The sequence below is a fragment of the Mycobacterium sp. PSTR-4-N genome (genome assembly GCF_022348085.1).
GTDB lineage: Bacteria > Actinomycetota > Actinomycetes > Mycobacteriales > Mycobacteriaceae > Mycobacterium.
On the sequence record NZ_JAKRFN010000011.1, the window covers coordinates 123467 to 139134 of the forward strand.

Below are 15668 nucleotides of genomic sequence, written 5' to 3' on the forward strand. Positions count from 1 at the left end.
GAGTGTAGAAACATAGGTATGGCTGAACTGAAACTGGGCTACAAGGCGTCGGCGGAGCAGTTCGCGCCCCGCGAACTCGTCGAACTCGCGGTGCTGGCCGAGGAACACGGCATGGACAGCGCCACCGTCAGCGACCACTTTCAGCCGTGGCGCCACGAAGGCGGGCACGCCCCGTTCTCGCTGGCCTGGATGACGGCCGTCGGTGAGCGGACGAAGCGGCTGGTGCTCGGCACGTCGGTGCTCACCCCGACATTCCGCTACAACCCCGCCGTCATCGCGCAGGCTTTCGCGACGATGGGCTGCCTGTACCCCGATCGGATCTTCCTCGGCGTCGGCACCGGCGAGGCCCTCAACGAGATCGCCACCGGCTACGAGGGCGAATGGCCGGAGTTCAAGGAGCGCTATGCGCGGCTGCGCGAGTCGGTCCGCCTGATGCGGGAACTGTGGCTCGGCGATCGGGTGGATTTCGACGGCGAGTACTACAAGACCAAGGGCGCCTCGATCTACGACGTCCCCGAGGGCGGCATCCCGATCTACATCGCCGCGGGCGGACCGCAGGTGGCCAAGTACGCGGGCCGCGCCGGTGACGGCTTCATCTGCACCTCGGGCAAGGGCGAGGAGCTCTACAAGGAGAAGCTGATCCCCGCGATGCGCGAAGGTGCCGAGGCCGCGGACAAGAACCCCGAGGACGTCGACCGCATGATCGAGATCAAGATCTCCTACGACACAGATCCCGAACTGGCGCTGGAGAACACCCGCTTCTGGGCGCCGCTGTCGCTGACCGCGGAGCAGAAGCACTCCATCGACGATCCGATGGAGATGGAGAAGGCGGCCGACGAGCTGCCGATCGAGCAGGTCGCCAAGCGCTGGATCGTCGCCTCCGACCCGGACGAGGCCGTCGAGAAGGTCAAAGACTACGTGGACTGGGGCCTCAACCATCTGGTGTTCCACGCTCCCGGACACGACCAGAAGCGTTTCCTGGAACTGTTCCAGCGCGATCTCGAACCGCGGTTGCGCCGCCTGGGATGATCCGCGTCCTCGCGGCGGTGTTCGGCCTGCTGGGCCTCGCCGTCGCCGCGGCCGGCATGGCCGCCCGTTACCTTCCGCTGCCCAATCAACCGCTGTTGATCGTCGCGGCGGCGTCGCCCTACCTTTTGCTCGCGGCGCCTGTCTCTGCCCTGCTGTTGCTGGTCGGCCGGCGATGGGTGCTGGTCATCCTGGCCGTCGCGGTGACCGCCGCGGCCGCGGTTCTGGTGTACGTACCGCGGTATCGGCCTGCCACCCCGCCGGTGCAGCAGGGCGTCGATGTCCGCGTACTCACCACCAATCTGGCGATGGGGCAGGCGGATCCGCGTGCGTTCGTCGCCCTGGCCGGTGAACGCGCCGACATCGTGACGGTGCAGGAGATGACGCCGCAGGCGGCCGCCGGGCTGTCCACCGCAGGTATGGACACCGTGTTCCCCTACCGGGTGATCGTGCCCGCCGAGCTGGCCTCCGGCATCGGGATCTGGAGTCGCTACCCGATCGTCGACTCCGGGCGGATCGACGGGTACTCGCTGCCGATGATCGGCACCCGCGTGCGCATCCCCGGCGTGACCGTCGACGCGACCGTGCTGTCGGTGCACCTGGCTGCGCCGTGGCCGCAGGACATCAGCCACTGGCGCGGCGATATCACCCGGCTGCCCGCCACAATGGCGGAGATCGGCCGCACGGCCGGGGCAGGCGCGGTGATCGTCGGCGGCGACTTCAACGCCACCGCGGACATGGCGCCGTTCCGGGCGTTGCTCACCGGCGGATACGCCAACGCGGTCGCCGGGAGTGGCCTGCTTCGGACGTATCCGCAGAATCGTTTCTTCCCACCGCTTCTCGGCATCGACCACATCCTGACGAAGAACGCCGACGCGACGGCGGTGTCGACGGTGGACGTGGCGGGCAGCGATCACCTCGGGCTGGTGGCCACTGTGAGCGTGCCGGTCGACATGACGTCGAGCTGAGCGGGCGGCACCGGGCGGCCCGTGGTCCGGTACACCCGGAACATCTCGTCGGAGGTGGGGCCGTCGGTGGTGTACCCGAGCGCCGCGATGCCGGCGCCGTCATCCCAGAGCGACGGGTAGCGGCGGTTCAGCGCATCGGGGACGTTGCGCTTCGGGTTGGTGGCGACGATGTACCGAATCCCGAAGTCCCACGGTCGATTCAGTGCGGCGACGAAATCGTAGTCACTGGTGATCACGAACTGCTTCGGATGCTCGGAGGACAGCCAGATGCCCCAGGTGAGGAACGTGTCCATCAACACCGAGCCCTCCGGCAGGTCCTTGTCGTCGAACCACTGCGCCAGGCGCCGCTCGCTGAGGAGCCGACGCCGAGCAGGGTCCTCGCTCGGCGGGTGGGTCTCGGGATCGATCAGCGATGCGAAGCCCGCTTCCAGCTGACCGTAGGCGATGTCCTGATCCACGATCAACGGCGTGGTCACCGGTATGGCCACCACCACCGAGGCGGCCACCAGCGCGGCGGCCGCCGCCCGCACAGCGGTTCGCTTCTGCCAGCACGCCAGTCCGACGCAGATCACCAGCGGGATGGCCAGCAGGTAGAAACGGAACCAGCCGAACGTCATCGACTCGTGCTGTGCCACAGCTGCAAACGTGAGCGTGGCACCGAACACGACGACCGGCACCAACGGTGCCGTCCGCCGACATGCCACGGCGACGACCACGGCCACCGCGACGGCAACCCCGACCAGCGGCTGCATGCCGAACAGCCGGGAGGCCACCACCGACCACTGCGCTCCCGCGTCGACGGTGCCGCGGGCGAGCCGGCCCGCGACCTGACTGGCATTGCCGTACTGCGAGGACATCGTGGCGAAGAACTCGTCGTTGATGATCCAGCCCGTGACCGCCCACACGAAAAACGCTGTCACGACCGGGAAGGCGACGATCACGACGTCGGTCACCGTGGCCGACCACCGCGTCTCACGCGCGGATCGCCGCCACGTCAGCACCGCGACCATCGCGACGGCCGCAGCGGCCGCCGGGATCACCTCGTAGCGCGCGAGATACCCGACTCCCAATGCCATTCCGGCCCATCCGAGATCGCCCACCCACCGGGTGGTGTACCAGCGCATCAGGTAGCGAACGCACCACAGCAGACAGAACATCTGCGCCGCCTCGCTCAACCCCGACGCGCCGTAGATGACGATCACCGGATGCAGCGCGAATCCCGCGGTGGCCACGCGCCGCAGGAGCGTGGACGCCCCGACGTCGAATGCGATTCGCCGGATCATCAGTGCCGCACCCGACATGAACAGCGCGCTCTGGAGCACGCCGGCCAGACCTGCATGCTTCAGCGCGGACAACCCGGGCCACTGGCTGAGCCACACGAGCGGGAGTTCCACCAGGCTGGGCAGGGGGTTCCACACGAAGCCGATCGCCGACAGGTGGGGATGCCGGGATTGCAGCGCGAAGCCGGCGTTGGCCACTCGGTTCGGTGCGTCGGGCTCGAAGATGTTGTACCGCAACACCAGGATGGATCCGACGACGGTGTAGAGAAGGCAGAGCGCGCCGAAGAGCGCGACGCCGGGCCACCGGCGCGACGGGGTCACGCGCGGCGGCGGATCAGCACTGTCGCCCCGGCGGCCACCGCAGCGGCACCGACGGCGGCGATGCTCGCCCAGGCCCACCAGTGCCATCCGGCGCCCGGCGCGGGTTGGTGAGGCATGGCATCCCCTTCGTTCACCGAGAGTGTCACCGTCTCGCCGGCGATCCCGGTGGCGACCACGTCGCCGGCCAGTGATCCCCACCGGTCCGGCAGACCGCGCACATGATCGAGCGTGGCGTCGACCAGCGTCCAGTCACCCGTGCCGGTGACGGCGACCACCGCTCGGCCGCTGTCGGTGAACGCCTGGACCATGCCCAGTGGCGCGTGCAGATCCACCAGTGTGGCGGCCGCCGATGACTCGGCGCCGCCGACGTCGACAGTCTCGGCCATGCCAGGCAGCAGCGGCGGATGTAGACCGGCGTCGGCCAGCTCGCGTCCGCCGCTCACCACGAGCGCGCTCGACCCCGACGCTGCCGCGTCGGACAGGTGAGCCACTCTGGGCCGCAACGTGATCTGTGTCTGCTGAGCGATCAGGTTCAGCGCGGCGGCGGCATAGCGCAGGTGCTCCGGGCTGTCGATCGCGACCTCGAAGTCCGGTGTGAACGCCATCGGCAGGGCGGCGAAGCCACCGCGATTGCCCGCGCCCGGCCGGACCGTCACGGTGGACTGAGGATCGATCGAGAACGTGACGCGATCGCTCAGCGGCGGGCAGTCCTGGCGGGGAATGTAGCGCAGTTCCATGGCCAGACCCACATTGGAGGCGATCGATTCGGCCGGGATCTCACCGGTGATGTCGAGGGTGCCGGAGCCGTCGAGGCTGTGCGTGGCCAGGACGGTCTCTCCCGAACGCACCAGCACGGATCCCTCCCCGCCGACGACCGGGGTGTAGTGCGCTTTCAGGTGCACCGTGGCGCCGTTGATCGCGCCGACGCCGAACGCGGCGGCGTCGAAACCGGTGTAGAGGGTGGTGGTTCCGGCCACTGAGGTCTGTGCGGAAATGCCCAACTGGCCGAACGTCTTCATGGTCGTGGACACATCGGTGGGTTCCCGACTCGACACGAGCGTCGCCGAGTTCCCCTGCGCCAGGCCGATTCGACGGTCGGTGAACAGGCTGACCTGCGTGGCGAGCTGCTCACCGGTGCCCGTGATCGCGAGGACGGCTGCCGGTGTGCCCGGGTTCTCCACCGTGACGGCGGGACGGCCGCCGTCACGGATGTCGATCACCCGGGTGGTGCCCGACAGGGACTGCAGCGAGACGACACCGGGCTCTTCGCCGGTTGTCACGTCGATGCGGACCGGCATCGGCCGGTAGAGCCGGGTGAGCTTGGCGACAAGGTCGAGCGCGGCCTGGGCGACGGCGGGGGAGGGGGTGCGGTCGACGCGGATCACCACGTGATCGAGGTAGCCCGGCAGGAAGCCGGCGACGGTGGTGGGATCCGGAGCGGGCCCGGAGAACGTCGTGGCCAAGCGGCTCAACGTTATCGCGGGCGGTTGCGTGCACGCTGTCGCGACGGGTCCGGCGTCGCGGACGACGAAGCTCAGCCTCGCCCGCCCGTCGACCACCTGCGCGGCCGAGGTGTCGATCGTGAACGGAACACTGATGGCGCCCGCCGGCAGGGCGATGGTACCGAGGACCACTCCGCGGCCGTCGAGCACGTCGACGCGCCCGTCGGTGACGTTGACGATGGAGCCCACCTCGCCGGTGAGGACGCTCGGAACCACCCCGGCGGGCACCGGAACCGACGTGTCGGCGGGAACATTCGCGCCGACGATGTCCATCCGGTCGGAGAGTCCGAGCTGTGCCCAGCCGATGGCCGGGGTCACCGACGGTCCGGCCACGGCCTCGACGTACGGGTCGGCCCAGGCGGGTGCGAGGGCCGGCGTGACGCCGGGCAGCACGGCGATGGCGGCCGTCACCGCCAGGGCAGTGGCGAGGCGGGCGAGCTGTCGAGGGAGCTCGAGCATCATCGGGGGGAGCCTTCCGTGGGGATGGAATGGGGATTGCTCAGTCCGTGCACCGTCTTCTCCCAGAAGGACGGCCGAAACACCAACTGGTAGATCGCTTTCAGCGCTGCGATCGACTGCAGCACCCAGTAGAGCGGGGTCAGCAGCGCGGCCCAGGTGAGGTGCGGTTTGCCGAGCGCCCGCGTGACGATCACCCCGGAGTAGACCGACAGCGGAGAGCCGACGAGGAACAGCGTCAGGCACACGTAGTAGGTGACCGGTGGGAACAGCACCTCGATGAACGGGGGGCGGCCCAGCACCCAGACCAGCAGCGCGAACCAGAAGACGATGTTCACCGCGCTCGTGAGCGGGACGCCTCCGGTCATGTTGATCAGGCGCAGGGTGGCCTTGGTGCCGATCGTGCGGTGCAGTCCGATGGGGTCACGCAACGCCACGAGCATCGTCTGCAGGTAGCCCTTGTACCAGCGGGACCGTTGCCGGATCCAGTTCACGACATCGGAGTTGGCCTCTTCCAACGTGATCGAATCCAGGATCAGTGTGCGGTAGCCATGCCGCGCCAGCCGCACGCCGAGGTCGGCGTCCTCGGTCACGTTGAACTCGTCCCAGCCACCGATCTCCCGCCAGACCGAGGCGCGCATGTGGTTCGACGTCCCACCTAGAGGCACCACGCAGCGAGCCTGCTCGACCGCGGGCAACACCACGCCGAACCACTGGTCGTATTCGAGCGAGAAGAACCGGGTGAGCAGATTCTGTCGTTCGTTGAAGTAGCCCAGCCGCGCCTGCAGGCATCCGATGTCGTTCGGCAGACTCCGGAAAGCTGCTGCTGCGCGACGCAATTGCAGCGGATCGGGGATGTCTTCCGCGTCGTAGATGGTGAGCAGTTCTCCGCGCAGATCCGGCAGGGACATGCCGTAGTTGCAGGCTTTGGGTTTGGTCTTGGGCAGGCTGTGCGGAACGATCACCACCCGCACCGAGGTCAGATCCGCATCCAGAAGTGCGGTTTGCGTTGCGATGTCGTCTTCCTCGACCAGCAGCAGGATCTCGAGCCGGTCGGCCGGATAGTCGAGCTTGCCGACACCGTTGATCAGGTTGGTCACGATCGAGGGTTCGTCGTAGACCGGCAGCAGCACGGTGTAGACGGGCAGGTCCTCGTCCGGGATCGCCAGCGCCTCGGCGGCGTCGATGCGGATCAGAGCCGACGCGTGAAGTCCCCTGAGCAGAAGGATGTTTCGATCCAGGCTGGACATCAGGTACAGCAGTGCCACCAGTCCGGTCACCGCCGGCAGGATGACGTGCGGCCAGCAGAGCATCGCGGCCACGACGGGTACGGTCGCCAGACCGGCGCGTACCAGGGTGCGGCGGCCGAGCAGCGTGCGGGCGGACAGGTGCGCCGCCAGCATGGTTTCCACAGGGTGATCAGACATGGGCCGCTGCGGTCACCTGGTCGATGACGGCGCGGGCTCGCATCTGTACCAGCTCGTCGATTCCGCCGCTGTCGTCGGGCTGTTGGCGCGCGAGCCACAGCAGCGGGCGCACCGAGGTGTCGGGCAGGGACAGGGGAGCGGGAGCCGGGGGCGGGATCGTCCCGCTCAACGACTGACTGACGATCACGGTGATCCGTTGGTGCAACGTCCCGCTGGTCCAGGTCCACGTCACCGCGTACCAGGGGGCGTCGACGCCGGTGGTGACGGCATCGGCGTTGCTGTGCAGGATCTGTGCCCCGTCGGGCAGGGGATGTGTTGCGGGGCGGTAATCCAGGGGGCGGGCCGACGGATACCAGACCGCGTCGGCCACGTCGTGCAGCGTGGCGGTGTCGGGTGTGCTCATCACGTCGACGGCGGCGGCGGGCAGCCCGTCCACCGGGAGCATCGAGTAGCGCCGCAGCGTGCTGCCGGGACCCAGGTAGCGGGTGATGAAGCCGAAGTCGCGTGGCGATCCCCAGGCGGTGTGCTCGATCCAGTCGGGGTCGACCGTCGAACCGGCCGCACGTGCCGGCGTGGTCGGCACCGCGAGCAGCGGCAGCAGCGCGGCCAGCAGCGCCAGGATCGCCATGGTCCGGGCAGACCGCGCAGGAAGCGGAAACTCGACGGTGGCGATCCGCTGGGTGCGCCGGAGCGCCAGGATGGCCAGGGCCGGTGCGACGCCGGTGACCAGAACGGTGGCGGCGATCAGATGGCTGTGCGGCGTCACCCCCGCGATCACCACGCCGAGGCACAGGCAGGTCAGCATGCCGAGCGTCCGCCGCCGCCACGGTGTCCCCGGGGTCCCGATCGCCACCGCTACGGCGCCGATCCCCGCGGACACGATGACCGCTGCGTGATCGCTGCCGCCGAACTCCGCGGTGAGCAGGAGGAACGGCAGCGGGGTGGCAGTGGCCAGCGCGAACACCCACACGGCCCACATCCGCACCACGTGCCGCACCCCGAACAGCACCGTCAGCACACACACCGACCAGATCACGCCAGTGAGCGCGGGCAGTCGCCACAGCCCGGCCAGGGTGGGCAGCCGCTCGGCGAGGACCGCGATCCCTGCAACGCCGGCGACGCCGAGGAGGACTGCGATGATCCAGTCCGACTCGGCGTCGCCGACGCCGCAGGGCGGGGTCCGGTAGCCGTACGCGAGCACGGCGAGCAGCACGGGGACGACCAGCAGATACGCACAGCGCGATTCGTGGGGGAGATCCCGGAATGCGCCCAGGTAGAGAGGCGCCCAACCCGGCGCAGCGAGTGCGGTGGCGGCGAACATGCGGACCGCGAACGGGCTCAACCGAATGGCCCCGGTGACGATCTCACCCGTGCCGGGCAGCGCTGCCGGAACCGCCGTGCCGGGCAGATCCAGAACGGACATGGGACCCCCTGATGACGAGCTCTGTCGGAAAAACGTCGACACGTGCGATTTCAGCGATGTATCTCAAAAAGCTAATTAACGCGGCTGTCAGCACGTTGTACGCAGTGAACCATGTTCAGCAAACTCAGACAACTTACTGTCGAGTAAATTCGATCCTCACGGTTCCGTAATGCGTGGCGCTGGCCATCGTGGGCCGCATCGGGCAGGCTTTCGATGTGCCTGACGCCTCTGCGACCGCCACCGCGATCTACGTCGCCTCGCCCGAAGGGGACACCGGAAAATCGACCATCGCGCTGGGCGTCCTGCACCGGCTCGCCGCGACCGTCGCCCGCGTCGGGGTCTTCCGGCCGATCACTCGCATCAGCGAGGGCCGCGACTACATCCTCGAGCTGCTGCTGACCCACACCACGGCCGAGCTGCCCTACGAGGAATGTGTCGGGGTCAGCTACGAGCAGCTGCACGACGACCCCGACGGCGCGCTGGCCGACATTGTCGACCGGTTCCACCACGTCGCCGACAACTGTGACGCGGTGCTGATCGTCGGCAGTGACTACACCGACGTCGCCACCCCCAGCGAGCTCTCGACCAACGCGCGCATCGCCGCCAACCTCGGCGCCCCGGTCGTGCTGGCCGTCAAAGGGCTCGGTCGCACCCCCGAACAAATCGCCCAGGTCGCCGAGCTGTGCATCGACGAGATCGCCGCGCAGCACGCGCACACCGCCGCCGTGGTGGTCAACCGGTGCGATCCCGCCCAGCTCGGCGCGGTCGCCGACGCACTCGCCGCCCTCGACCCGCCGAGCTATGTGCTGCCCGAGGAGCCGCTGCTGGTGGCCCCCTCGGTGGCCGAATTGCAAACTGCCGTCGAGGGTTCCGTGGTCAAGGGCGACCGCGCGCTGCTGGTGCGGGAGGCGGAGGACGTGCTGGTCGCGGGAATGACCGCCGAGCACGTCCTGGAACGGCTGACCGAAGGCGTCGCGGTGATCACCCCCGGTGATCGCTCCGACGTGGTGCTGGCTGTCCTCAGCGCCCATGCCGCCGAGGGGTTTCCGTCGTTGTCGTGCGTGATCCTCAACGGCGGGCTGCCACTGCACCCAGCCATCGATGCGTTGGTCAGCGGGCTCGGGCTGCGGGTGCCGATCCTGCAGACACGGTTCGGCACCTTCGAGACCGCGAGCCGGGTCGCGGCGACCCGCGGTCGCGTGACCACGGAATCGCCTCGCAAGGTCGACACGGCGCTGGCCCTGATGGACACCTACGTCGACACCGCAGACCTGTTGTCCCGCTTGACCATCCAGATACCGTCGGTGATCACCCCGCAGATGTTCACCCACCAGCTGCTCGAGAAGGCGCGCAGCGACCGGCGCCGTATCGTGCTCCCGGAAGGAGACGACGACCGCATCCTGCAGGCGGCCGGGCGGCTGCTCAAACGCAACGTCGCGGACCTGACGATCCTCGGCGAGGAGCAGCAGGTGCGCGCCCGGGCGGCCGAGCTGGGCGTGGACCTCGGCGCCGCCGACATCCTCGATCCGCAGCGCAGTGAGCTGTGCGACCGGTTCGCCGAACAGTACGCCGAGATGCGCAAGCACAAGGGGGTCACCGTCGAGCAGGCCCGCGAAACCATGCACGACGTCTCCTATTTCGGCACCATGCTGGTGCACAACGACATGGTCGACGGCATGGTGTCCGGCGCCCGGCACACGACAGCGCACACGGTGCGGCCGGCGTTCGAGATCATCAAGACGCTGCCGGACACCTCCACGGTGTCGAGCATCTTCTTCATGTGCCTGGCCGACCAGGTGCTCGCCTACGGCGACTGCGCGATCGTGCCCGATCCCACCGACGAGCAGCTCGCCGACATCGCGCTGTCCTCGGCGCGCACCGCCGCCCAGTTCGGGATCGAGCCGCGGGTGGCGATGCTGTCCTACTCCACCGGCACCTCCGGCAGCGGAGTGGACGTCGAGAAAGTCAGGAAGGCAACGGAATTGGTCCGAGCGCGGGACCCCGAGCTACTCGTGGAAGGGCCGATCCAGTACGACGCGGCGGTCGAGCCGTCGGTCGCGGCCACCAAGATGCCCGACTCGCCGGTCGCCGGGCGCGCGACCGTGCTGATCTTCCCGGATCTCAACACCGGAAACAACACCTACAAGGCGGTACAGCGCAGCGCCGGTGCGATCGCGATCGGTCCGGTGCTGCAGGGGTTGAACAAGCCCGTCAACGACCTGTCCCGCGGTGCGCTCGTCGCGGACATCGTCAACACGGTCGCGATCACAGCGATCCAGGCGCAGGGGCGCAGCTGATGACTGATACCGTCCTGGTCCTCAATTCCGGCTCGTCCTCGCTGAAATACTCGGTGGTGCAGCCGGATTCCGGATCGACGGTCGCCGACGGAATCGTCGAGCGCATCGGCGACGACCCGAAGGTGCCCGATCACCGCGCCGCGCTCGACGTGGTTCACGAGGCGCTCTCCGGTGACGGTCGCAAGCTCGACGAGCTCGGCCTGGTGGCGGTGGGTCACCGGGTCGTGCACGGCGGGCCCGACCTGTACCGGCCGACCGTCATCGACGACGACACCATCGAACAGTTGGAACGCCTTTCGCCTCTCGCACCCCTGCACAACCCGCCCGCCCTCCTCGGTATCGAGGTCGCGCGCGCAGCCCTGCCCGACCTGCCGCACGTCGCGGTGTTCGACACCTCGTTCTTCCACGATCTCCCCCCCGCGGCGGCCACCTACGCGATCGACAGCGAGGTGGCCCAGCAGTGGCGCATCCGCCGCTACGGCTTCCACGGCACCTCGCATCAGTACGTCAGCGAGCAGGCTGCCCGCTACCTCGGCGCCCCGCTGGATTCGCTGCGCCAGATCGTGCTGCACCTGGGCAACGGCGCGTCGGCGTCGGCGATCGTCGGCGGCAGGCCGGTCGAGACGTCGATGGGGCTGACCCCGATGGAAGGCCTGGTGATGGGCACCCGCTCGGGAGATGTGGACCCCGGCATCCTCACCTATCTGGTCCGCGAGGCGGGGATGAGCGTGGAGGACGTCGAGACCATGCTCAACCGCCGGTCCGGTGTGCGCGGCCTGGGTGGGGAGATCGACTTCCGGGAGCTGCACCGGCGGATCGACGCCGGTGACGATGCGGCACGGCTGGCCTACGACGTCTACATCCATCGACTGCGCAAGTACATCGGCGCGTACCTGGCGGTCCTCGGTGCTGCCGATGTCATCACGTTCACCGCCGGGGTGGGGGAGAACGACGCGCTCGTGCGACGTGACGCGCTGTCGGGGTTGACGGCGTTCGGCATCGAGGTCGACGAGCATCTCAACGAGAGCCCGTCTCGCGCGCCGCGACGGATTTCGGCGGCGGGCGCGGCGACGACGGTGCTAGTGATCCCGACCGACGAGGAGCTTGCGATCGCGCGGGCGTGCACGGACGTACTTGGCGGAGCCGGCGGCGACGGGTAGCTCACGGTCCGGATCGCAGATACGCAGGAGCCGGAGCACGTGTGAGCCGGCGAGCAACGACCAGCGCACCCCGGCCCGGCTGCACAGCACGTCGATGTGGGTCAGCGCGGCGAACCCGGCTGCGCCGAAGAACTCCACGGTCTGCAGGTCGAGGATCAGCTTGCGCGACTGGCCCAGTCGTTTCTCGATGTAGAGGGCCAGAGCCGTGGCGTTGGCGGCGTCGATCTCGCCGTGGATGGTGACGAGCACGGTGTAGGGCGGCAGTTCGCACGCCGAGAACGTCGCACGGTGCTGTTCCTCGCGTAGATCGAACGACGTCGGGTCCGGTCGGAACACGCGCTGTGTGCTCATGCGAGCCTCCCTGGGCGAGGATGCCGGAATGTGGGGGACAGCCCTAGGTCTCAAAGCGTGGCGCTGACGATACTACGGATTTCGTAGGTTGACCATAATCTCGCCGCAATTCACCGAGGTGGCAGGGCCCCGCCCTCGATCGCCGGTAAAGGTATAGACGCTAAGGCTACGGATTTCGTCGTCAGAACGTCGACATGGGCCGCACACTGTTGGCGAGGTCGATCAGCGCGTAGCGGTGCGCCTGCGTCGGCGCCACCCGGGCGAGACTGCGCAGTGAGGCCTCCACCCCCAGCTGCAGGCCGTGCTCGGTGAACGGGAACCCGAGGATGTGGTTGGTGCTCGCGGTGTGGTCGGCCAGCCAGTCCATCGCGGTGCCCAGCACCAGCGCGCGGATCTGCAGTACCCGGGGCTCGGTGTCGGGGAGCGCCTCGACCCGGCGGGCGGCGTCGCGGATGTGCTGTTCGGTGATCTCGCCGCTGGACCGGCCCGACAGCAGCGTCACCGCGCTGGTCAGCCGCGCCGTCGTGAAATGCCGTGACGTGGCGGGTACCTCGTCGAGGGTGCGGACCGCGGCGTCGCGTTCGCCGACTGCCGACTGGGCCCGCGCCAACCCGAACCCGGCGGAGATCACGCCGTTGTCGGTGCCCCACACGGTCTTGTAGAACTTCTGCTCGGGGGCCATTTCACCGGCCGAGCCGGCGAGCTCGGCGGTGGCCGCGAGCGCCAGCTTGGGGGCGAGCTCGCCAGGCAGGGTGTCCAGCACCTCGGTGAAATATTTGGTCGCCGAGTCGTAGTCGGCGGTCAGCAGGGAGGCGACCGCACGGAACCAGAGCAGTCGCCACCGCCAGCCGACTCGTTCGGCGAGCTCGTCGAGTTTGCGGGTGGCCTTGGCGACGTCGCCGAGGTCCAACAGTGCGCGCACCTCCATCAGCGGCAGCTCGATCGACTGCGACAGGTCGATCCCCTCGGAATCCAGTGCGCCGTGCCGCGCCGCCCGTAGCGAATCCAGTGTCTGCACGGGCTGACTGAGCACCGTCGCGCTCAGGATGGTGGCGCCGACGTCGGTGGGGTCGACGAGCGGCACCTGCAGCGCCCGCACGATCTCCTGGGCGGTCAGCTTTTCCGAGTGCACCTGCCCGTCGAGGTAGACGTCGGTGTGGGCGACCAGCAGATCCACCCCGAACGTCGACCGGGACCGGCTGAAGGTGGTGGACAGACCCGGCCGCGGCAACCCGGTGTCCTGGGCCACCACCTCGCGCAGCACACCCATCAGCTGGCTGGACATCTCCTCGGCGGTGCCGAACCGTCGCCGCGGATCGGGATCGATCGCACGGCGCAGCAACCGGCCGAACGAGTCGTACTCGGCGAGCACCGGGTCGTCCTCGGGCAGCCCGTCGGCGTATCGGCCTTTGCGGGTGCGCATCCGCAGTGTCAGCGCGGCCAGCGTGCGGCCCACCGTGTAGATGTCGGTGGCCACCGTGGGTCCGGTCCGGACGATCTCGGGAGCCTGGTAACCCGGTGTGCCGTACAGGTATCCGAACGAGTTGATGCGCGACACCGCGCCCAGGTCGATCAGCTTGAGCTGGTCTTCGGTGACCATGATGTTCTCGGGCTTGAGGTCGTTGTAGACCAGACCGATCGAGTGCAGATAGCCCAGCGCGGGCAGGATCTCGAGCATGAAGCCGATCGCCTCGGCCACGGGCAGCCGGGTCCGCTCGCTGGACTTCAGATGGGTGGCCTGCTTGAGCGAGGTGCCGCCGACGTACTCCATCACGATGTAGCCGACCGGATTGCCGTGCTTGTCCTCGTGCTCGACGAAGTTGTAGATCTTCACGATGCCGGGATGGGTGACCTGCGCCAGGAATTGACGCTCGGCCATCGCGATCGCCTGGGCTTCGGCATCGCCGGAATGCACCAGGCCCTTCAACACCACCGGCCGGTCGTTGACGTTCTTGTCGAAGGCGAGGTACACCCAGCCCAGGCCGCCGTGTGCGATGCACCCCTTGATCTCGTACTGGTCGGCGACGATGTCGCCGGCCGACAGCTGGGGCAGGAACGAATACGCGCTGCCGCAGTGCGGGCACCAGCCCTCCGACAGCGCCTTGCCGTCCTTCGACGAGCGTCCCACCGGTCGGCCGCAGTTCCAGCAGAACCGTTTGGATTCGGCGACCACCGGGTCGGTCATCAAGGCGGCCAACGGATCTCGCGCCGGAACCCGCGGGATCTCGACCAGACCGCCGCCGAGGCGCCGGGTGGGGGAGAGGGTCCGCGTCAGCGTCGTCGCCTGATCCTGCGGTTCGGTGTCCCCGGTGTGGAAAAAGGTGTCGTCGTCATCGTCGTCGTCGAAGTCGGGCCGGAACACCGCCTGGGTGGCCATCGGCCGCATCGTCGAGATCGAATCGTCGTTCAGCTCGGCCAGATCGGCGAACGAGGCGGGCTGGGTGCCGGGGTCCTCGGCGTTGTCGTCGGTGTCGTCGGTGCGCTGGTCTGTCATCAGTCCGAGTACCTCGCCGGCGGTGGGGAGGGTGCGGGTCCCAGTACGGTCAACCACTTGCGGTACAACGTGTTCCACGTGCCGTCACGCCGGATGCGTTCCAGCGTCCCGTTGACGAATCGCACCAGGCCTGGGTTGTCGAGGCTGATTCCGATGCCGTAGGGCTCCTGGTTCATCGAGGGTCCGACGATGTGCAGGTACGGATCCTGGGACACCAGCCCGGCCAGGATCGAGTTGTCGGTGCTCACCGCGTCGACCTGGCGTTGCTGCAGCGCCACCAGGCAGTCCGCCCACGTCACCACGCCGACGATGATCGGCGGTGGCGAGATCTCCTGGATGCGCTGCAGCGACGTCGTGCCCTTGGCGACGCACACCCGCTTGCCCGAGAGGTCGGCCGCCCTGCGGATCGTCGAGTCGCGCGGAGCCAGGATGCGCTGGTCGGCGGAGAGATACGCGGTGGAGAAGTTGACCAGCTTCTTGCGCTCGCAGGTGATCGTCATCGTCTTGACCACGACGTCCACCTCGTTGTTGCGCAGCGCCGCGATCCGGTCGGCGGAGGACAGGATGCGGTACTCGACCTGCGAGGGGGTGCCGAAGATGTCGCGGGCGATCTCCCCGGCGATGTCGACGTCGAAGCCGGTGATCTCGCCGGTGATCGGGTCGCGGAAGCTGAACAGGTTGCTGCCGATGTCCAGGCCGACGATCAACCGGCCGCGGGCCTTGATGTTGGCCACCGCGGCCTCGGCCTCGGCCTCGGTGTCGAACGGACGCAGGCTCGCCGTGCGATCGCACTGGTCGTCGGGCAGCGACGGCGGCTGGGCCGGCCCGGGTGGCAGCTCGACCATCCCCGACGGGGACGGCGGGGCGAGCGTGACCGTCGGCGTCGGCACCACCGGCGCACTCTGCCCGCAGCCGGCGAGCAGCACGGCACCCGCCCCGAGAATCGCTGCCAGTCTCTTCATG

Annotated in this window: 11 protein-coding genes; 4 read left to right on the forward strand and 7 right to left on the reverse strand. The window is 68.5% G+C overall.

Translation table 11 applies throughout. The features are described from left to right. The first annotated feature begins 18 nt into the window (after positions 1-18). Together fgd and MHN84_RS16535 are read left to right on the forward strand one after the other, a co-directional pair. The gene (gene fgd, locus MHN84_RS16530) at positions 19-1029 is read left to right on the forward strand and encodes a glucose-6-phosphate dehydrogenase (coenzyme-F420) (RefSeq protein ID WP_241205607.1); all 1011 of its coding nucleotides are present in this window, start codon (positions 19-21) and stop codon (positions 1027-1029) included. Next, positions 1026-1994, forward strand: a complete 969-nt coding sequence (locus tag MHN84_RS16535) for an endonuclease/exonuclease/phosphatase family protein (protein ID WP_241205608.1) — start codon at positions 1026-1028, stop codon at positions 1992-1994. The genes fgd and MHN84_RS16535 overlap by 4 nt, the downstream gene beginning before the upstream one ends. Here MHN84_RS16535 and MHN84_RS16540 read toward each other — a convergent pair. The 4 genes from MHN84_RS16540 to MHN84_RS16555 are packed head-to-tail and all read right to left on the reverse strand — an operon-like array spanning position 1940 to position 8403. Continuing rightward, positions 1940-3595: a hypothetical protein gene (locus MHN84_RS16540; RefSeq protein ID WP_241205609.1), complete on the reverse strand. Its 1656-nt coding sequence runs from the start codon at positions 3593-3595 to the stop codon at positions 1940-1942. The genes MHN84_RS16535 and MHN84_RS16540 overlap by 55 nt on opposite strands. Beyond that, positions 3592-5559: a hypothetical protein gene (locus MHN84_RS16545; RefSeq protein ID WP_241205610.1), complete on the reverse strand. Its 1968-nt coding sequence runs from the start codon at positions 5557-5559 to the stop codon at positions 3592-3594. Before MHN84_RS16545 ends, MHN84_RS16540 begins: the two co-directional genes overlap by 4 nt. Continuing rightward, positions 5556-6980 (reverse strand): glycosyltransferase family 2 protein, encoded by a 1425-nt coding sequence (locus MHN84_RS16550; protein WP_241205611.1) that lies wholly within the window; start codon positions 6978-6980, stop codon positions 5556-5558. The genes MHN84_RS16545 and MHN84_RS16550 overlap by 4 nt, the downstream gene beginning before the upstream one ends. Further along, positions 6973-8403, reverse strand: coding sequence for a hypothetical protein (locus tag MHN84_RS16555; protein WP_241205612.1), 1431 nt, complete (start codon positions 8401-8403; stop codon positions 6973-6975). Before MHN84_RS16555 ends, MHN84_RS16550 begins: the two co-directional genes overlap by 8 nt. A 215-nt stretch (positions 8404-8618) precedes the next feature. On the opposite strand from MHN84_RS16555, the gene pta reads away from it, so the two are divergent. Both pta and MHN84_RS16565 read left to right on the forward strand, forming a co-directional pair. Then, positions 8619-10700 (forward strand): phosphate acetyltransferase, encoded by a 2082-nt coding sequence (pta, locus tag MHN84_RS16560; protein ID WP_241205653.1) that lies wholly within the window; start codon positions 8619-8621, stop codon positions 10698-10700. Further along, complete coding sequence (locus MHN84_RS16565) at positions 10700-11860, forward strand: acetate kinase (protein ID WP_241205613.1); 1161 nt, start codon at positions 10700-10702, stop codon at positions 11858-11860. Before pta ends, MHN84_RS16565 begins: the two co-directional genes overlap by 1 nt. Here the strand turns inward: MHN84_RS16565 and MHN84_RS16570 are convergent. The 3 genes from MHN84_RS16570 to MHN84_RS16580 form a co-directional block, all read right to left on the reverse strand. Next, positions 11780-12211 (reverse strand): STAS domain-containing protein, encoded by a 432-nt coding sequence (locus MHN84_RS16570; protein WP_241205614.1) that lies wholly within the window; start codon positions 12209-12211, stop codon positions 11780-11782. The two genes, MHN84_RS16565 and MHN84_RS16570, sit on opposite strands and share 81 nt — an antisense overlap. Positions 12212-12392: 181 nt before the next feature. Continuing rightward, on the reverse strand, positions 12393-14705 hold the full coding sequence (locus MHN84_RS16575; RefSeq protein ID WP_241205615.1) for a serine/threonine-protein kinase PknG: 2313 nt from the start codon (positions 14703-14705) through the stop codon (positions 12393-12395). Continuing rightward, positions 14705-15667: a glutamate ABC transporter substrate-binding protein gene (locus tag MHN84_RS16580; RefSeq protein ID WP_241205616.1), complete on the reverse strand. Its 963-nt coding sequence runs from the start codon at positions 15665-15667 to the stop codon at positions 14705-14707. Before MHN84_RS16580 ends, MHN84_RS16575 begins: the two co-directional genes overlap by 1 nt. Position 15668: the final 1 nt, after the last annotated feature.